This window comes from Nonomuraea endophytica (assembly GCF_014203235.1).
Classification (GTDB): domain Bacteria; phylum Actinomycetota; class Actinomycetes; order Streptosporangiales; family Streptosporangiaceae; genus Nonomuraea; species Nonomuraea endophytica.
The window spans coordinates 37,350-55,342 of sequence record NZ_JACHIN010000003.1 but is presented as its reverse complement, the minus strand read 5'-3'; the positions used below and the strand labels follow the sequence as shown (position 1 = coordinate 55,342).

At 69.6% G+C, this 17,993-nt stretch carries 19 protein-coding genes; 11 read left to right on the top strand and 8 right to left on the bottom strand.

What is annotated here, in order from left to right; translation table 11 throughout:
* Position 1: 1 nt before the first annotated feature.
* From HNR40_RS12230 to HNR40_RS12220, 3 genes are read right to left on the bottom strand one after another with little or no spacing between them, the layout of a single operon-like run.
* Positions 2–1,180 (bottom strand): carbohydrate-binding protein, encoded by a 1,179-nt coding sequence (locus tag HNR40_RS12230; RefSeq protein WP_184960610.1) that lies wholly within the window; start codon positions 1,178–1,180, stop codon positions 2–4.
* On the bottom strand, positions 1,177–2,499 hold the full coding sequence (locus tag HNR40_RS12225) for a BNR-4 repeat-containing protein (RefSeq protein WP_184960609.1): 1,323 nt from the start codon (positions 2,497–2,499) through the stop codon (positions 1,177–1,179). The genes HNR40_RS12230 and HNR40_RS12225 overlap by 4 nt, the downstream gene beginning before the upstream one ends.
* 18 nt (positions 2,500–2,517) lie before the next feature.
* Positions 2,518–4,254, bottom strand: a complete 1,737-nt coding sequence (locus HNR40_RS12220; protein WP_184960608.1) for a glycoside hydrolase family 97 protein — start codon at positions 4,252–4,254, stop codon at positions 2,518–2,520.
* A gap of 243 nt (positions 4,255–4,497) precedes the next feature.
* On the opposite strand from HNR40_RS12220, the gene HNR40_RS12215 reads away from it, so the two are divergent.
* The 6 genes from HNR40_RS12215 (at position 4,498) to HNR40_RS12190 (ending at position 10,010) form a co-directional block, all read left to right on the top strand.
* Complete coding sequence (locus tag HNR40_RS12215) at positions 4,498–5,928, top strand: ABC transporter substrate-binding protein (protein ID WP_184960607.1); 1,431 nt, start codon at positions 4,498–4,500, stop codon at positions 5,926–5,928.
* A complete protein-coding gene (locus HNR40_RS12210; RefSeq protein WP_184960606.1) occupies positions 5,928–6,809 on the top strand; it encodes a carbohydrate ABC transporter permease in 882 nt (293 codons plus the stop codon). The genes HNR40_RS12215 and HNR40_RS12210 overlap by 1 nt, the downstream gene beginning before the upstream one ends.
* Positions 6,810–6,816: 7 nt before the next feature.
* On the top strand, positions 6,817–7,698 hold the full coding sequence (locus HNR40_RS12205) for a carbohydrate ABC transporter permease (RefSeq protein ID WP_184960605.1): 882 nt from the start codon (positions 6,817–6,819) through the stop codon (positions 7,696–7,698).
* 3 nt (positions 7,699–7,701) lie between these two features.
* On the top strand, positions 7,702–8,670 hold the full coding sequence (locus HNR40_RS12200; protein WP_184960604.1) for an aldo/keto reductase: 969 nt from the start codon (positions 7,702–7,704) through the stop codon (positions 8,668–8,670).
* A 171-nt stretch (positions 8,671–8,841) separates the two neighbouring features.
* Positions 8,842–9,141 (top strand): cupin domain-containing protein, encoded by a 300-nt coding sequence (locus HNR40_RS12195; RefSeq protein WP_184960603.1) that lies wholly within the window; start codon positions 8,842–8,844, stop codon positions 9,139–9,141.
* Entirely contained in the window at positions 9,138–10,010 is an 873-nt protein-coding gene (locus tag HNR40_RS12190) for an aldo/keto reductase (RefSeq protein WP_184960602.1), read from the top strand. The genes HNR40_RS12195 and HNR40_RS12190 overlap by 4 nt, the downstream gene beginning before the upstream one ends.
* On the opposite strand, the gene HNR40_RS12185 is transcribed toward HNR40_RS12190, so the two are convergent.
* On the bottom strand, positions 10,007–10,567 hold the full coding sequence (locus tag HNR40_RS12185; protein ID WP_184960601.1) for a DUF4291 domain-containing protein: 561 nt from the start codon (positions 10,565–10,567) through the stop codon (positions 10,007–10,009). The two genes, HNR40_RS12190 and HNR40_RS12185, sit on opposite strands and share 4 nt — an antisense overlap.
* A gap of 117 nt (positions 10,568–10,684) precedes the next feature.
* Here HNR40_RS12185 and HNR40_RS12180 point away from each other — a divergent pair, with 117 nt between their 5' ends.
* On the top strand, positions 10,685–11,098 hold the full coding sequence (locus tag HNR40_RS12180; protein WP_184960600.1) for a PPOX class F420-dependent oxidoreductase: 414 nt from the start codon (positions 10,685–10,687) through the stop codon (positions 11,096–11,098).
* Here HNR40_RS12180 and HNR40_RS12175 read toward each other — a convergent pair.
* On the bottom strand, positions 11,089–11,712 hold the full coding sequence (locus HNR40_RS12175; RefSeq protein WP_184960599.1) for a hypothetical protein: 624 nt from the start codon (positions 11,710–11,712) through the stop codon (positions 11,089–11,091). The two genes, HNR40_RS12180 and HNR40_RS12175, sit on opposite strands and share 10 nt — an antisense overlap.
* Before the next feature lie 135 nt (positions 11,713–11,847).
* On the opposite strand from HNR40_RS12175, the gene HNR40_RS12170 reads away from it, so the two are divergent.
* Positions 11,848–11,988, top strand: a complete 141-nt coding sequence (locus tag HNR40_RS12170) for a hypothetical protein (RefSeq protein WP_184960598.1) — start codon at positions 11,848–11,850, stop codon at positions 11,986–11,988.
* On the opposite strand, the gene HNR40_RS12165 is transcribed toward HNR40_RS12170, so the two are convergent.
* Together HNR40_RS12165 and HNR40_RS12160 are read right to left on the bottom strand one after the other, a co-directional pair.
* Positions 11,964–12,968, bottom strand: a complete 1,005-nt coding sequence (locus tag HNR40_RS12165; RefSeq protein ID WP_184960597.1) for an aldo/keto reductase — start codon at positions 12,966–12,968, stop codon at positions 11,964–11,966. The two genes, HNR40_RS12170 and HNR40_RS12165, sit on opposite strands and share 25 nt — an antisense overlap.
* A complete protein-coding gene (locus tag HNR40_RS12160; protein ID WP_184960596.1) occupies positions 12,965–13,393 on the bottom strand; it encodes a PPOX class F420-dependent oxidoreductase in 429 nt (142 codons plus the stop codon). Before HNR40_RS12160 ends, HNR40_RS12165 begins: the two co-directional genes overlap by 4 nt.
* A gap of 84 nt (positions 13,394–13,477) precedes the next feature.
* On the opposite strand from HNR40_RS12160, the gene HNR40_RS12155 reads away from it, so the two are divergent.
* The gene (locus HNR40_RS12155; protein ID WP_184960595.1) at positions 13,478–14,365 is read left to right on the top strand and encodes a helix-turn-helix transcriptional regulator; all 888 of its coding nucleotides are present in this window, start codon (positions 13,478–13,480) and stop codon (positions 14,363–14,365) included.
* A 37-nt stretch (positions 14,366–14,402) separates the two neighbouring features.
* Here the strand turns inward: HNR40_RS12155 and HNR40_RS12150 are convergent, their stop codons facing one another.
* The gene (locus HNR40_RS12150; protein WP_184960594.1) at positions 14,403–14,918 is read right to left on the bottom strand and encodes a GNAT family N-acetyltransferase; all 516 of its coding nucleotides are present in this window, start codon (positions 14,916–14,918) and stop codon (positions 14,403–14,405) included.
* Between the two features lie 261 nt (positions 14,919–15,179).
* On the opposite strand from HNR40_RS12150, the gene HNR40_RS12145 reads away from it, so the two are divergent.
* Both HNR40_RS12145 and HNR40_RS57155 read left to right on the top strand, forming a co-directional pair.
* The gene (locus HNR40_RS12145) at positions 15,180–16,628 is read left to right on the top strand and encodes an AAA family ATPase (RefSeq protein ID WP_184960593.1); all 1,449 of its coding nucleotides are present in this window, start codon (positions 15,180–15,182) and stop codon (positions 16,626–16,628) included.
* Positions 16,629–16,703: 75 nt separating this feature from the next.
* Positions 16,704–17,927 (top strand): vanadium-dependent haloperoxidase, encoded by a 1,224-nt coding sequence (locus HNR40_RS57155; protein WP_221340287.1) that lies wholly within the window; start codon positions 16,704–16,706, stop codon positions 17,925–17,927.
* Positions 17,928–17,993: the final 66 nt, after the last annotated feature.

Sequence of the window (17,993 nt, the reverse complement as noted above, 5' to 3'; positions counted from 1 at the left end):
CCTACCTGATGACGATCTTGTCGAGCTCGGGCGTCCTGGCGGTGAGGTTGAAGAAGCGGATGTTGTTGACGCCCGCGATGAGCGGCACCTGGACGGTCGTCGTGGTGATCGTGTCGGGGGTGCCGGTCATGGGCACCTCGACCGAGTCTGCGCCGTTGACGCTGATGCGGAAGGACTGGGTGCCGTTGACGACGGCGTGGACGGTCATCTCCTTGGTCGCGGTGGTCTCGGAGAGGATGCCCTTGACCGTGGTGTAGTCGTAGGTGTTGCCGCCGATGAGGATGGTCTTGAGCCCGCCGGAGCAGATCCGGCAGTAGACGGGTTCGGCCGCGCCCTCGAAGAGCGTGCCCTTGCGCTCGGCCTCGTACGCGGCCGGGTCGGGCGCCGGCAGCCGGACCGGCGGGTTGACCGGCCCCAGTGTCCACGCCTTGAGATCCCTGACCAGCATGTGCGTGTCCTGGAGCCCGGTGCTGCGGATGCTGCGGTAGATGCCCCACTTCGGACGGTTGTACTGCTCTTCGGTCCAGTAGAAGTCGATGTCGTCGATCCGCTGGTCCACCAGCGTGCGGTGGCCGTCCTTCAGCACCCAGCGCATGTAGCCCTTGTCGCTGGACTTGATCTCGATCGTGGTGGTGACCCACTTGTTCTGGATCGCCTCCAGGTCGTAGGAGGCGAAGCCGTGCGTGGCGTTGTCGGCCAGCGTCCAGTAGCGGGCCTCGATCTTCTGCACGCCGCTCTTGATCGGCAGGGAGAGCTGGGCGACCGGGGTGCCGATGTCGGAGGTCTTGAGCTGCCAGATGTGGCTGAAGCTGGAGGTGGCGTCCAGGGTGTCGGGGATGTACATCTGCCAGCTGATCCGCCAGGTCTCGTCCTTGCGCATCTCCAGGGCGCGGCCCCGGCCGTCGCGCATGCCGCGTACCTCGTTGCGCTGGCGGTCGGAGCCGTCGCGGTCCACGTTGTGCATGTCGAAGCGCCAGGCGTTCCTGTCGGTGTAGACGTGCGGCATGCCGTCGGCGTGCGAGCCGCGCCGGTCGTCCTCCAGCGCCTCGAAGGCGTCGACGCCGTCGCGCGACGGGCTGGGGTTCCAGCGCAGGTCCCAGCGGTCGCCCGCGGCCTGCGCTGCTGCGGACGGTGTGAAGGCGGCCACCAGTACGAGCGCCGCAGCGATCTGCCTGATCATCGAATCTCTCCCACGGCGTAGACGTTGCCGGTCTGCACGGTCTGGTCCTGAGTGCCGGTGTTGGTCTCGGCGAGCATGCGGACCGGGTCCTTGCCGCCCTCGATCACGTTGCCCTTCTGCAGCTTGGTGTCGGTCCAGATGTACTGCCCCTGCCGCCAGTTCCGGCCGCGGTCGAGGGTGAAGGCGGTGATGCCCGATTCACTGCCCCTGGTGGTGTAGACCCGGAGCGTGTGGGGGCCGGTCTTCTCGCTGTCGAGCAGGCCGTACTCCTCGGTGAGGCGGGTGAAGTCCCACGAGCGGCCGTTCCAGCGGCCCGCGGTCAGCCAGGCGCGCTGGCCGCCGGTCTGGTTGTCGTAGAAGACGATCACCGGCCTGCCGTCGGCCATGACCTGGACCGAGTGGGTGAAGCCGGTGCCGTGCAGCAGTTCCCTGTTGCTGCGCCAGACGATCGCCTTGTCCAGCATCTCGGCCTGGTCGAGCTGGGTGCCGAGGTCCTCGCCGGCGACCGTGGAGAAGTGCCGGGTGGCCGGGTCGAAGACGGCGTAGAACACGTCGTGGATCTGGGTGCCGTGGCCGTGGACGTCCGGCTTGCCGCCGCCCGCCATGGTCCAGAGCATGTGGAAGCGGCCGCCGTACTCGGTCATCTCGGCGACGTAGACCTCGTCCATGTTGTCCTCGCGCTCGGAGCCGAGGACGTACGGGTGGCCGGTCAGCTCGCCCGAGCTCTTCCAGGTCACGCCGTCGTCGGTGGACATGAGGTACTGCATCGGCCGGTCGTCGACGAAGGCCGTCTTGTCGTCCTCCTTGAGCGTGTCGCGGAAGAAGACGTAGACGTCGCCGTTGCGGGCCTTCAGCGCCATCGGGTAGGAGGCGTAGTAGGGCGCGACGTCACCGAGGCTGCGATCGCTCCACGTGCCGTCGGCCGCCCGCGTGGCCAGGCGCAGCGGCGAGTTGTGCGCGCCGTGGAAGACCAGCAGCTTGCCGTCGTCGGCCTGGACCATGACCGGGTAGTTGTGCTTGTCCTTGAAGGAGGAGCCGATCTTGACCGGCGTGCTCCAGCGGCCGCCCTTGTGGTCGTAGTCCTGGAAGTAGGCGTCGGAGTCCTTGCCCATCCAGGAGACGTAGGTCCGGTCCGCCTTCCGGTCGTACAGGCCCGCGCCCATCGGGCGGCGGTCGCTGTGGACGCGGGCGTGGGTGGCGGTGGTCTGCGCGACGAGCGTGCCGCCCCTGTCGTGCAGGGGCTCGGCCTGCGCGTTGGTGAAGACACCGAGGGCGAGGGCGGTCGCCGCCGTGGCGGCGCCGATCCGGGTGGGATGCACGGGTCCTCTTTCCGGTCATTACGGCTGGCGCCGGGCCAGCCGTAAGGTGAAACCGCCGTTGGCGGCCACGGGGATGTCGAGCTTGGCGCCCGGGGCGACCTCGGCCTCCTCGGCCGCGACGCCGTCGTCTGGGGCGTCCTGGTAGATCTCCGCCGTCCACTCCCCTTCATCGAGGAAGTCGAGCGCGACCGTGATCACGCGGGGTTCGCCCGCGGTGCCGCAGGCCACGTACCAGACCTCGCCGTCGCGACGGGCCAGAACGAGGTGGTCGGCCGGGTCGCCGGACAGCAGGCGGGTCTCGTCCCAGGCGATCGGGACCCGGGAGAGCAGGCGCCGGGCTTCGGGACGCGCGCCGTACGCCTCGATGCTGTCGGCGAAGTGCTGCACGCCGGACTCGAACAGGACGGCGAGCGCGAGCTCGAACCCGGCCGAGATGCTGCGCACGGCGGTGAAGGTGACGGGGGTGAAGTCCATCGGGCCCTGCACGTTGCGGGTGCAGGCCAGCGACAGGTAGTGCGCGGGCGGGTAGAGCGGTTCCTTGCCGGGTTTCGGCTTGATCCACTCGGCGCCCTTGACCGCCTCGGCGGTCATGAAGTGCGGCCAGGTGCGCTCGGTGCCGCGCGGGATCGTGCCGCCGTGGAAGACGACCATGAGCTCCAGCCGCGCGGTGGCCTCCAGGATGGAGTCGAACCAGCGCATGCGGTCCTGGCCGTCGGACTCGGTGAAGTCGATCTTCACGCCGACCGCGCCCCACTCCTTCCAGAGGGTGAGCTTCTCGCGGTGCTCCAGCGGGGTGTCGACGTGCTGCCAGTGCGACCAGAGCCAGATGCCGACGCCGCGCTCGCGGGCGTAGGCGATGAGCTCGGGCATCCACTCCTTGTTCCATCCGGCGTCGGCCAGCACGTACGGCCAGCCCATCCCGGCGGCGAAGTCCACCCAGACCTTCTGGGCCTCCAGGTCGCGGGTCGAGGGGCCGTCCGACCACCAGGACCAGGCGGCGGCGCCCGGCTTGACCCAGGAGGCGTCGGCCACCCGGGACGGCTCCGCCAGGCTGGTCACCAGGTCGCTGGCCACGATGGCGGCGAGGTCGCCGACGATCGCCGTGCGCCAGGGCGTGACCAGCGGAGAGGCCGCGGTGACGTACGGGTCGGGCAGGTCGAGACGGAAGGCGGCGCCGTCGAAGGCGAGGCGGGTGCCGGCGTAGCCGCTGTCCAGGTTCGACTCGGTGACCAGCATCCAGCTCTCGCCGATCTGGAACAGCGACGGGTAGCCGTACAGGATCGGCTCGGCCCGCTCGACGGTGGTGTGGTGGTGGATCTCCTCGTAGTCGCAGCGGCCGTTCTCGTAAGGCAGGAGGATGGCGCGGGCCGCCGCCGGCACCACATACTCCGAAATTTCATCGCAAATCGTGACGGGGCCGGTCCAGCTGACCCGATACCGGTACGCCACCCCGCCCGACCCCACCCGCACCTGGAGCTCCAAACCCTGGCTGAAGGCGAGGGTCCATTCGGTGGCGGTGTAGCGGTGCGCGCGGCTTTTGCCGGTCACGGTCTCGTAGGTCTCGTCGACGGCCCGGCTGGTGATCCCCTCGAACGCCAGGCCACGGGTGAGGTCGGCGTGGGCCGCCTTCAGGCCCAGCCGGGAAGGGCTGACGACCACCCGGCCGGCGTGCCGCACCTCCCATGAAAGCTCGCCGTCAGGCGAGAGCTCGATCACTGCTTCCAGATCGTCGGCAGCACAGGTCCATTTGGGCACGGAAGCCTCCATGGCTAGCTCACAGTGCGCCCGAGCCTAGGTTGCAAGCGATTGCAATTCAATTCTTGACGAAGTTAATTACCAGGTCTACGGTACGGCCATGCCCCTGAGTCATCGGACCTTTACGGCGAGACTGACCGTGAGGCCTGTGTGCGCCCGGCACCTTTCATCCCCCAACCGCCGGTGCGGCGTCCCGACGTGGCGGTGCCGGCCATCGAGATCTTCCTCTGAAAGAGGTCATCCATGGACATGAACCGCCGCCGGATGCTGGCCCTCGCCGTAGCCGCCGCGTCCATGCCCGTCATCGCCGCCTGCGGGGGCGACACCCGCCAGCAGAAGCAGGCCGCCGCGCCGGTCAAGACGGGCATCCAGACCATCGACCCCAACCGGCCCGGCAACGACACCTGGCCGTTCGAGGAGGCCGAGAAGCTCTACAACTCGCTGCAGTGGCCCAAGTCGGACGTGGCCGACCCCGCGGCCAAGGTGACGATCACCATCGCCTCCACCTCGGACGTGATCGCCGAGGTGCGCAACATGCAGTTCGACTACTTCTTCAAGAAGCGCCACCCGAACATCGAGATCAAGCGCGAGACCTCGACCTTCGACGGCTTCCTCACCAAGTACATGGCCCAGGCCGCGGGCGGCTCCCTGCCCGACGTCATGTACAACCACTACTCCTGGACCCAGAACTTCATCTCCAACAACATCGTCGCCCCGCTGGAGGACTTCATCGCCAGGTCCCCCGACTTCGCCAGGGACGACCTGCCCAAGGCCGGGCTCGCCTACTTCGAGCGCGGCGGCAAGCTCTACGGCCTGCCCACCGACATGGCCCCCAAGCTGCTGTTCTTCAACAAGGACATCTTCGACAAGGCCGGACTGAAGTACCCGGACGAGACCTGGACCTTCGAGAAGATGATCGAGACCGCCAAGAAGCTCAAGAGCGGCTCCGGCGCCACGAAGATCTTCGGCTTCTCGCCGACCCCGAAGCCCGCCCCCGACCTGTCCACCGTCTTCCTCATGCCGTACGGCGGGCGGTTCCTCTCCCCCGACGAGACCCAGGTCCAGATCAACTCCCCCGAGGCGGTCAAGACCCTCGGCATGTGGCTCGACCTGCTGCTCAAGGACGGTGTCACGCCGAGCCTGGCCGAGGAGCTCCTGCTGGAGAAGGTCGACCCGTGGAAGTCCGGCCACGCCGCCATGCACATCAACGGCGCCTGGATCATGACGGAACTGGCCAAGCAGAAGGCGTTCAAGTGGGGCGCCACGCACGTGCCGAAGGGCCCGCAGGGCCGCTTCTCCCCCGCCGTCGGCAGCGCCCTGGTCATCACCGAGGCCTCCCAGCAGAAGGAGGCGGCGTGGCTCTACATCTACGAGTACCTGTCGTCATCCGGCTACCAGTTCCGCCGTATCAGCGCCCCGGCGCGCCAGTCGGCGTGGCTGCCCAACGCCGAGGCGCTCGGCATCCCGGCGGAGACGGCCGAACTGGTCAAGGAGATCCTCGCCGACTACGCCACCAGTGACGGCGTGCTGCGCCTGCCGGCCACCAAGAAGGCGGTCGACACGGCCAAGCCCATCTGGGAACGCGCGATGCTCGGCAAGATCGACGTCAAGGCGGCCCTGGACGAGATCGCCGCCAAGGTCGGCCCGCTGCTCGCCGAGAACAAGATCGCGTGATGGCCACGCTCGCCCAGCGCGAGGCGCGGCGCTTCCACCTGTTCGTCTCGCCGTGGCTGCTGGGGTTCATCCTGTTCACGGCCGGCCCGATCATCGCGGCCATCGTCATCAGCTTCATGGAGTGGAACCTGCTGAAGGCGCCTCAGTGGGTGGGCCTGGCCAACTACGAGCGCATGTTCGGCGACCCCGAGTTCTGGGAGTCGATCGAGAACACCGTCCAGTACGGGGTCGGCTACGTCGCGCTCGGCGTCACGTTCACGTTCGTGATGGCGCTGCTGCTCAACCAGCCGCTGCGCTTCCAGGGCCTGTTCCGCACCGTCATGTACATGCCGTCGGTGGTCTCCGGGCTGGCGACGGCGCTGCTGTGGCTGAACATCCTGCACCCCGACTACGGCCTGATCAACAAGGTCCTGGCCACGGTCGGCATCACCGGGCCCGGCTGGCTCGCCTCCCAGGAGTGGGCCATCCCGGCGCTGGTGCTCATGGCCGTGTGGGGTGCCGGCAACACCATCGTCATCTACCTCGCCGGGCTCCAGGGCATCCCGAAGTCGCTCTACGAGGCGGCCGAGATCGACGGCGCCGGCTGGTGGCGGCGCTTCTGGAGCGTCACCGTGCCGATGATGTCGCCGGTCATCTTCTTCAACGTGGTCACCGGCTTCATCGGCGCCCTGCAGGGCTACGTGCTCATCCTGGCCATGACCGAGGGCGGGCCCGGCAACGCCACGATGGTGCTCGGCCTCTACATCTACCGGCACGCCTTCGTCTACTTCGACATGGGGTACGCCGCGGCGCTCTCGTGGGCCATGTTCGCCATCATCATCGCTGTCACCGCCATCCAGTTCGCCCTGGCCAGGCGCTGGGTGCACTACGAGTTCAAGTGAGGTCCCGATGCTGCTGAAGAGAGCGGAGCCGAGGACCCTCACCCCGGCGCAGACCGAGCGGATCCGGCGGGCGCAGCGGGCGGGCGCGTACGTGCTGCTCATCGCGAGCACCGTCGTGTTCGTGCTGCCGTTCCTGTGGATGATCACGACGTCGCTGAAGTCCGACGCGGAGAACCTCGCCTTCCCGCCGCAGTGGCTGCCCGACTCCTTCCACTGGGAGAACTACTCGCGCGGCTGGTTCGGGTCGCTGGACTACACGCGGTTCATGCTCAACACCGTGCTGATCACCGCGCTGTCCATGCTGGGCAACCTGATCTCGTGCGTCCTGCCCGCCTACGCGTTCGCGCGGATGCGGGCGCGGGCGGCCACGCTGATGTTCGGCGCGCTGCTGGCCACCATGATGATCCCGCGGGAGATCACGCTGGTGCCGAAGTTCATCCTGTTCTCCAAGATCGGCTGGGTGGACACGTACCTGCCGCTGATCGTGCCGGAGTTCTTCGGGGTGGCGCTCTACATCTTCCTGCTGCGGCAGTTCTTCACCACGATCCCGCAGGAGCTCATCGACGCCGCCCGCATCGACGGCGCCTCCGAACTGCGGATCCTGTGGCGGGTCATGCTGCCGCTGTCGAAGCCGGCGCTGGCCGCCATCTGCCTGTTCTCCTTCGTGGGCAACTGGAACCAGTACCTGGAATCGGTCATCTACATCAGGACGACCGAGAAGTTCACGCTGCCCATGGGGCTCGGGCTGTTCACCGACCAGTTCGCCACGCAGTACAACCAGATGATGGCCGTGGCCTTGATCGCCATGATGCCCATTGTGATCATCTTCTTCATCGCCCAGAAGACCTTCATCAGGGGCGTCACTCTGACCGGAATCGCAGGAAGGTAGTACGTGGACTATCGACGGTGCGGGCGCAGCGGGCTGCTGCTGCCCGCTGTCTCCCTCGGGCTCTGGCACAACTTCGGCGACGGCCGTACGCCGGAGAGTCAGCGCGCGATCGTGCGCGCGGCCCTCGACCTCGGCATCACCCATTTCGACCTCGCCGACCGGTACGGCCCGCCGCTCGGCGCCGCCGAGCGCACGTTCGGCTCGATCTTCCGGCTCGACCTGCGCGGCATGCGGGACGAGATCGTGGTCACCACCAAGGGCGGCAACCCCATGTGGGACGGCCCCTACGGCAAGGGCAACTCCCGCAAGCACCTGCTGGCCACCCTGGACCAGTCGCTCGGCCGCCTCGGCCTGGACCACGTCGACATCTACTATCTGCACCGCGACGACAAGGACACGCCGCTGGAGGAGCAGGCCGCGGCGCTGGACCACATGGTCCGCACCGGCCGGGCTCTGTACGTGGGTGTGTCGAACTTCGCGCCGGACCGCACGGCGGCCATCGCCGGGCTGCTGCGCTCCCTGGGCACGCCGCTGCTGGTGCACCAGCCTGTTTACTCGCTGCTGCGGCGCGACATCGAGGACGAACTGCTGGGAGTGCTGGAGCGGGAGGGCGTGGGCTGCGTGGTGTATTCGCCGCTGGCCCAGGGGTTGCTGACGGACCGGTATCTGGCGGGCATCCCGGCGGACTCGCGGGCGGCCGAGGGGCGGTTCCTGACGGCTGACCGGGTGACGGAGGAGGTGCTGGCTTTCGTACGGCAACTGTCGGAAATTTCGGCTGATCGCGGGCAATCGGTGGCGCAGCTCGCCCTCGCCTGGGCGCTGCGCGACCAGCGGATCACCTCGGTGCTCGTCGGCGCCTCCAGCCCCGAGCAGCTCGCGGCCAACGCCGCCGCCGTGGACCGCCTCGGCTTCACCGCCGACGAACTGACCGCGATCGAGCGGGCGGCCAAGGAGAGCGGCGTCCTCGCCTGACGCCGTCTCCGCTGACGGCGTCTCAACTGACGTCGTCTCAGCGACCGGCGTTCTGTCGCCACAGACCGCGTGCGCGCCCGGTGCCAGGGGCGCGCACGCACCCCTTCTTCTCCAGAAACTCCGGGGGCTTCAGAGACTCCGGGTCTTCTGAGCCTTCGGAAAGGAGCCACGATGCGCAGGAGCACGCTGGCCGAGCACGGCGACGGGATCTCGTTACCCGGCTACCGGGTCGAGTCCGGCGGCGTCTCCACCCTGCCCCCCGGTCAGATCAGCCACAACCGGGGCCCGCACACCCATCCCGATCCCGAGATCTTCCTCATCCTGTCCGGCACCGGCCGGATCCACCTCGACGGCGAGGTGTCCGGCTTCGCCGCCGGAGACGTGCTCATCGTCGAGGCCGGCGAGGACCACCACCTGGAGGCCGTCACCGAGGTCGTCACCACCTGGCTCCACCTGGAACCCGCCCCGTGACCCTGCCCCACCTGCCCGAGCTGGGGCTGGGCGGCGGCCCGCTCGGCAACTACCTGCGTCCCATCAGCGACCGGCAGGCCCGCGAGGTCGTGGACGCCGCCTGGGAGTCGGGCATCCGCTACTTCGACACCGCCCCCTACTACGGGCTCGGCCTGGCCGAGCGCCGTCTCGGTGCGGCGCTGCGCGAACGGCCCCGCTCGGAGTACGTGCTGTCGACCAAGGTGGGCCGGCTGATCAGGCCGGGACCCGGCGGGCCGGGGATCTTCGCCGTGGCCGACGACCGGCACGCCGTCTGGGACTTCTCCCGCGACGGCGTCCTGCGCAGCCTGGAGGAGTCGCTGGAACGGCTCGGCACCGGCCACGTCGACATCCTGCTCGTCCACGACCCCGACCGCCACTGGCCCCAGGCACTCGACGAGGCGTTCGCGACCCTGGCCGACCTGCGGGCGCAGGGGGTGGTGAAGGCGATCGGCGTCGGCATGAACCAGCCCGCGATGCTCGCCGACTTCGTCAGGAACGCCGATCCCGACGTGCTGCTGGCCGCCAACCAGTGCACGCTGCTGCGCCGTACCGCCTTCGATGAGCTTCTGCCGCTGTGCGCCGAGCGCGGCATCCCGGTGGTGGCGGCCAGCCTGTTCCACCGGGGGCTGCTGGCCGGGCCGCCCGCCGATCCGCCGCCGGAGGTCCGGCCGATCCTGGACGCCTGCGCGGCGTTCGGGGTGCCGGTGGCGGGGGCCGCGATGCGTTTCCCGCTGCGCCATCCGGCCGTGCGCTCGATCCTCATCGGGGCCCACACTCCGGCCCAGGTGCTGGCCAACGTGGCGGACTTCCGTACCCCGGTCCCCGAGGGGTTGTGGGCCGCTCTCTAGGAGGCCCGGACGACGGCGGCCAGCTCGGCGCCGAGCGGGTAGGGACGCTCGTCGGGCAGCAGCGCGGCGACGTCCCGCTTGGCCCGCAACGCCGCGTGCACGGCCTTGACCTGTGGGGTGACGTCGCGGATGGCGGTGATCCACTCGTCGGCGTAGCGGGTGACCGCCTCGCCGGACAGCCCTATCTGGATCGAGCGATGCGGCAGCGGGTTGTGGTGGAGGTCGCGCTCCGGGTCCCACTGCACCCGTACCGGCTTGCCGCGCACCTCCTCACCGCCGTGATGGCTCAGCGACGCGTTGGCCAGCGCCCACGCGAAGCCGTCGCGGCTGATGTCGACGGCCAGCACGTGGGCCTGGCCGGGCTTGGTGGCGTAGCCGCAGCGGTACATCATCCAGAGGAACGACGGCTTGATCCACGTCATCCGCTCGCGCTTGAACGGCGCCACGAACCGCTGCGCCGCGACCGCCGGAACGGCGATGGCCGGGTCGTAGGCCTGGTAGACGGTGATCGTCTCCTCGGTGTAGACGGCACGGATCTGCCGATAGGGCACGTTCATCCGCCCAGCGTGGCGAAAGCGGCGACCACCCCGCAACGCGATTTACCCGTGTCCGTCGATACGCGGGCCGCCCGATCGTGTAAAGGGAGAGGACCGCCACAGAAAGGGAAACCCGGCATGACCTTCACCGACGAGGAGAGCGCCTACCTGCGCTCCCAGTCCCTCGCCCGCCTCGCCACGCTCGACGCGGACGACCAGCCCGACGTGATGCCGGTCGCCTACGAGTTCGACGGCACGCACTTCTGGGTCGGCGGCGGCCAGACCGTGGTGGCCACCCGCAAGTTCCGCAACGTCGCCGCCGGACGCGCCAAGGTCGCGCTGGTGGTCGACGACCTGCCGTCACCCGACCCGTTCGTCGCGCGCGGAATCCGCGTGTACGGCGTGGCCGAGCAGCCCTTCGAACGCACCGGCATGGTCGGCCCAGGCGTGTACCTGCGCATCACGCCCACGATGTCGTGGAGCTGGAACCTGGCCGGTGAGCCGGTCGGCGAGAGCTGGTATCCGTCTCGCCGCGCCGTACATCAGCCCTGAGCCTCCTTGAGCTTGGCCGCGGCCAGGCGGGCGGCGCGCCGGCTCAGCACCGGATCGAAGGTGCCGAAGTAGCCGTCGCTCACGACCAGCGTGACGGCCTGGCCGACCCGCATGAGCACGACGTCCTGGGCGTGGATCGGGCGGGCGAACTCCTGGGGGTGGTCGGAGTAGCGGATCGCGTACACCCAGGTGCCGACGCGCCCGACGGACAGCCGCTTGATGCCTTCCTTGCGCTTCTTGGTGCTCTTGTCCACGCCGGCGCAGTCGCGCACCATCGCCTTGCCCGCCGCCTGCCAGGAGGCCAGCCCGGCCGGGGTGGCTCCGAGCGCGAACTGCCACACCCCGGACGGCTTGCCCTGCTTGTCGATCCAGGCGGCCGCCTTGCTCCTGAGCAGCGGCTTCAGCCCGCTCATCGCGCTCCGGCAGGCCTTGGTGTGCGCGGAGTCCTTGTCGAGCGCCGCACGCGGGCGGTTGGAGTTCTCGGAGTAGCCGTCACCCAGGTCCTCGGGGGTGAGGACGGCCTCGGCGAGCTGGGCCGGGGACGGCGGCTTGGCCAGCGCGGGCGCGGCCGACAGCACCATGGCGGCGACGCCGCCTAAGATCACGAAACGCATGGACCCGGATCCTAGTGTCCTAGGGTGGCGGCGTGACGCGGAGCTGGACCGACGCCGACGTCGGACGGGTGAGCGAGCGGGTGGCGGCACTGGCCGCCGGGCTGCCGGGGGTGGTGGTCGAGGAGTCGTTCGGCCATGTCGCCTGCCGGCTGGGCACCAAGCGGCTGGCCTGGGTGCTGGTCGACCACCACGGTGGCGTCCCTGCTGGAGCAGGCCTGGCGCATGATCGCCGGCAAGGCCGCCGTCGCCGCCTACGACGCGTCCAGGCGGCGGTAGCCCTCGCCGAACACCCAGGGATCGGCCTCGCACTCGGCCAGGAAGTCCCCGGGGAAGCCGACCTCGAAGACGGCAGCCGCCTCCAGTTTGCTGAGCGCCTCCTCCGCCAGCACGACCTCGGCCGCGCCCAGATTGTCGGCCAACTGCCTGCCGTCACGGGCGCCGACGATCGGGTGCACGAACGGGTGCCGCGCCCGCGTCCACGCGATCGCCACCTGCGACGGGCTCGCGCCCACCTCCCCCGCGACCTCCCGCACGGCCCGCGCCACCGCGTGATCCCGCTCCCCGAGCGTCCCGGGATCCACCCGGGTGGGACCCTCCGCCCCGTCGCCGCCGCTGAACTTGCCCGACAGCACGCCCCCGGCCAGCGGCCCCCACGCCGCCACGCTGAGTCCGAGCTCGCCGGCCATCGGCAGCAGCTCCCGCTCGACGTCCCTCTTGAGCAGGCTGTACGGCACCTGCACCCCCGCGAACGGCGTCCACCCGCGCCACTCCGCCAGCGTGTTGGCCCGGCTCACCACCCATGCGGGCGCATCCGAGATCCCCACATACAGCACCTTCCCGGCGCGTACCGCGTCGTCCAGCGCCCGCATCGTCTCCTCCAGCGGGGTGCGCCGGTCCCACAGATGCACCCAGAGCAGGTCCACGTAGTCGGTGCGCAGCCGCCTGAGGCTCTGCTCCAGCGAGTGCACGAGGTTCTTGCGGTGGTTGCCCGCCGCGTTCGGATCCGTCTGGTCACGGGAGATCGAGTATTTGGTGGCCAGAACGAGCCGCTCGCGCCGCCCGGCCAGCAGTTCGCCGAGGACGCTCTCGCTCTCGCCGTAGGCCGAGGCCGTGTCGATCACGTTGCCGCCCGCGCCCTCGTAGGCGTCGAGCATCGCGCGGTGCTCCTTGCCGGCGCCGCCCTCGTAGAAGCCCATCGCGCCGAAGAACAGCTCCGACACCCTCAGCCCGGTACGCCCCAGCAGCCGGTACCTCACGCCGCCACCTCCCTGGCGGCGAAGTCGCCCTCGATGCCCCAGGTGAGGATTCGCCGCGGCCGGATCAGGATCCACGCCTCCTCGAACGGGAACGGCGCCGCCAGCCGCTCCCCCACCTCCACGCCGCCCTCGTCGAACGTCTCCGCGACACCCCTGATCTCGATCCCCCGCGGCGACCACGGCTCGACCGAGGCCAGATCGTCCACCACGAACGCGACGTCCGGGTGCCGCCGGGCATCACGGAACTTCTTGCTGGCCGCCATGCCGGAGCCCACGACGCCGCCCACGATCAGCCCGCCGGAGCCGGGATCGTAGATCACCCCGACGGGGCGCACCGACGGCCTGCCGTCGGCTCCGGTCGTGGCCAGGCGGCCGAGGTGCTGGCTGGTCAGGTAGGCGATCTCGCCTGGTGTGAATGCGCTCATGGGGACGAGACTGCCGGGCCGTACCGCAGAGAGGGAGACCGCCGCAAGCCTGGCTCCCGCAGGGCCACCCTCTACACTCGGGCCATGGGTAACAACGAGCTGGGGGCGTTCCTGCGCGCCCGGCGCGAGGCGGTGCCACCCGAGGCGGTCGGATTCCCGTCGGGAGCCCGCCGCCGCACCCCGGGCCTGCGCCGCGCCGAGCTGGCCACGGTCGCGGGCGTCAGCGTCGACTACCTCACACGGCTTGAGCAGGGCCGCGACCGGCACCCGTCCACCGAGATCCTCACCGCGCTGGCCGACGCCCTGTCACTCTCGCCCGACGAACGCATCCACCTGCACCGCCTGCACAAAGCGGAAGCCGGCGGCATCTGCCCGAGCGCCCCGCCGCTGTCCCGCACGCTGCGCCCCACGGTGGAGGCGATGCTGGCCCGCCTGGCCCACACCCCCGCCCTGGTCGTCAACCAGCTCACCGAGATCCTGGCCCACACTCCCGCGTACGCCCGCCTGGCCGGCCCCTTCGGCCTGCTCGACGACGACCCGCCGAATCTGACCCGCTACCTGTTCACCGACCCCCGCGCCCGCGACGCCTTCCCCGGCTGGCCGGAGGTGGCCGCCGAACACGCCGCCGACCTGCGTGCCAGCGCCGCACTGGGCGATCAGCACGCGGCGCACCTGGCCGACGAACTGTCCCTGACGGTCGGAACCGCCTTCACCCAGCACTACGCGAAGGCGATGCTCCCCGCCCGCGTCGGCACCGAAAGGTGGGCGCACCCGGAAGGCGAACTCCTGCTCGCCTACGAGACCCTCACCCTGGCCGGCGCCGACGACCAGCGCATGATCGTCTACGTCCCGGCCGACGAGGCGACCACCGCCCTGCTGGCCGAGCCGAGCCGTACCAGCCTGCATGAGAACGCCCCGCCCAGAGTCTCTGGACGGGGCGTCAGCGCTGCTCAGCCCGAACGGTGGTGCTAGACCCCGAACGGCTGATGCTCAGCCCGAACGGATGGTGCTAGATCCCGAACGGCGCCGCGTACCGGATGGTTCCGGACGGCAGCGGCTCACCGGGCACGAGCGACAGCGCCATCAGCGCCTCGTCGGGCACCTCGAACGTGACCCCGATCCCGTGCTCGGACGCGCGCCCGAACCCGAACCTCGGGTAGTACCCCGGATGCCCGAGGACGACGACGAACCGCTCGCCCATGGCGGCCGCGGCCCGGAGCACGGCCCGGGTGGCGGCCGACCCGGCGCCGGTCTTCTGCCGGCCCGGCCGCACCGAGACCGGAGCCAGGCACAGCGCCGGAGTGTCCCCGATGTGGCACCGGGTGAGCAGCGCGTGCCCGACCGGCCGGTCGTCGTCGTCGACCGCGACGACGGACAGCCCGTCGATCCAGGCCGGGTCCTTGCGCAGCGCGTCGACGAGATCCGCTTCCAGCGGGGTCTCGAACGCCGCCAGAACGATCTCCCGGACAGCGGGGACGTCGGCGGTGGTCTCGGCGCGCGTGATCCACTCAGAGTGTGAAGACATGATGGATGAAGATCCGTTTCGTGATGAGTTGACGATGTCCTCCGGCGGGCTCACGCACCCGGCCGGTCAGAATGGCGCGGATCAGGCCGTCGTCCGGGACGTGAGGATGCTCCGGACGCTGTGCACGACAGTGGCCCCCAGCGCGGTCATCAACTCACCTCCCCATCACTCGATCTGGATCACCCACACTACCAGCCGCGCTCGACCATCTTCTGTAGACTCAATCTACGTAGATGCCATCTACATGAATCGGAGGGCAGGTTGAGCGGCTTCATCGGCCGGACCGCAGAGCTGTCGTTGCTGACGAAGCGGCTGCGGCGGGTGCGTGAGACGGGGGCGGGCGTCGCCGTGACCCTGCGCGGCCGCCGGCAGGTGGGCAAGTCCAGGCTGGTCCAGGAGTTCTGCGACCGGGCGGGGGTGCCCTATCTGTTCACCACCGCTACCAAGGGGGCCTCTCCTGTCGAGGCCGTCGGGGCCTTTCTCGCGGATCTGCGGGAGTCCGATCTGCCCGAGGATCCCGCTCTGGTACCGACCGCTGTCGGGGGGAACTGGCCGGACGCGTTCCGGGCGCTGACCACGGCGCTGCCGTCGCGGCCCTGCGTGGTCGTCCTGGATGAGGTGCCGTGGTTGTCGGAGCAGGACGGGTTGTTCGAGGGCGCCCTGCAGACGGCGTGGGACCGCCTGCTCGCCACCCGGCCCGTGTTGCTGCTTCTCCTCGGCAGCGATCTCCACATGATGGAGCGGCTGACCGCCTACGACCGGCCGTTCTTCGGGCGTGCGGACAATCTGGTCCTCGGTCCGCTTCATCCCGGTGACGTCGCCGACGCCCTCGGGCTGGACGCGCAGGATGCGATCGACGCCCATCTGATCACCGGTGGCCTGCCGGGCATCATCAGGACCTGGCCCGGTGGTATGTCCGCGCTGGAGTTTCTGCGGCAGGAGGCCGAGGATCCCGGTGCGGCCGTTTTCAGCGTTCCTGAGGCGGTGTTGATGGCTGGGTTTCCGAATCCGGATGTCTCGCGCAGGGTGCTGGAGGCCATCGGCGCCGGGGACCGTACCCACGCCAACATCGCCGCGACGGCGGGCAGCCGCGATGGGGCGTTGCCTTCCGGGACGTTGTCGCCGCTTCTGCGGAAACTGACGGCGGAGAAGCGGGTGCTCGCGCTCGACGAGCCGTTGTCGGCCAGGCCGGGGAAGCCGGGGCTGTACCGGGTCGCCGACAGCAATCTGCGGCTCTACCTCGGCATGCTGCGCGCGGTCCAGGAGCAGGCTCGCCGGGGGCGTCCCGACGCGGGGTTCCGGCTGGTCGAGCGTCGGTGGAGTGCCTGGCGGGGGCGGGCCGTCGAACCTCTCATCAGGCAGTCGCTCGAACTCGCCGCGCTGTCGGGGCGGCTGCCCTGGCCCGAGGTGGAGGCGGTGGGGGGCTGGTGGAATCGCCGGTTCGATCCCGAGGTCGATCTGGTCGGAGCGGACCGCTCGCCCGTCGCCGGACGTGTTCTTTTCGCCGGCTCGATCAAATGGCTGGCCTCCCCTTTCGACGCCCACGACCTCGCCACGGTACGCCGCTCCGTCGTCCAGGTTCCCGGCTACGATCCGGCGGCCACCGCGCTCGTCGTCGCCTCGCTCACGGGTATGGGCCCGGATATCGACCCGCATTCCGTGGATCTCATGTGGACGCCACGCGACATCATTGATTCCTGGCGTCCCTGAAAAGGAATCGCATAGTAGTTTGCAGGCATGCCTAGATCACCTGCATTACTCCGGCGTAAGCCCGTTGTGTTGGCCGTGATCGCGGGAGTTGTCGCGCTCGGCTCGCCGCCCGCGTCCGCCGCGGATTCACCGCCGAATGCCATCATCGTCTGGGACAAGAACGCCGAAACGGCGATCTGGGAAATCGCGCGGCAGCAGCCGCAGGTCCAGGCTCGTAGTTTCGCCATGGTGCACGGCGCCGTTTACGACGCGGTCAACGCGATCGCCGGCCGGCCGTACCAGCCCTATCTGCGCGCGCCCCGCGCCGACGGGAGCGAATCGACGGAGGCTGCCGTCGCGACCGCGGCTTTCCACGTTCTGCGCTCGCTTTTCCCGGCGCAGCGGGAAAGGCTGCAGACACAGTACGACGAGTCGCTCGCCACGATCCCCGACAGCACCGCGAAACAGCGGGGTATCACCGTCGGCGGCCAGGCTGCCGCCACGATGATCGCCGCCCGGGAGAACGACGGCGCGTTCGGCGACCAGACCTGGCCCGTCGGCACCAAACCGGGTCAATGGCGGCCGACCCCGCCCGTGCCGACGACGGAGGGCGCCTGGGTCGCGTACCTGAAGCCGTTCATGCTGGCGCGGGCGTCGATGTTCCGCACCGCCGGCCCGCCGTCCCTGACCAGCCACAGGTACGCCCGCGACTTCAACGAGGTCAAGACCGTCGGCTCGGCCACCAGCACGGTCAGGACCCTCGACCAGACCCAGGCGGCCATCTGGTGGCACGACCGGCACCTGGCCGAATGGGAGATCAAGCGCCAGCTCGCCACCACGCAGCGGCTGAACCCGCTGCAGACGGCCCGCATGTTCGCCATGGTCGACCTGGCCGAGGCCGACGCCACGACCGCCTGCTACAACGAGAAGGCCGCCTGGAACTTCTGGCGCCCCATCACCGCCATCCGCCTGGCCGACACGGACGGCAACCCGAGGACCAAGGCCGACCCCGGCTGGACCCCGCTCCTGGTCACCCCGCCGCACCCCGACTACACCTCCGGCCACACCTGCTTCACCGGGGCGAGCATGTCCGCGCTGGCGCACTTCTTCGGCCGCGACGACATCTCCTTCAGCGGCTACAGCAACGACTCGGGCACGACCCGCCACTTCCGCAGCTTCTCCCAGGCCCTGGAAGAGGTCATCAACGCCCGCATCTGGGGCGGAATCCACACCCGCACCGCCGACATCGAAGGCGCCAAGATCGGCAAGCAGGTGACCGCCTACATGGTCAAGCACTACTTCAAACCCAGGAACCCCTGACGTCACCCGGCGGGGGCGCTTTATCGGCCTGATGCGGACACGCGGCAGGCGTAACGGCCATGGAGC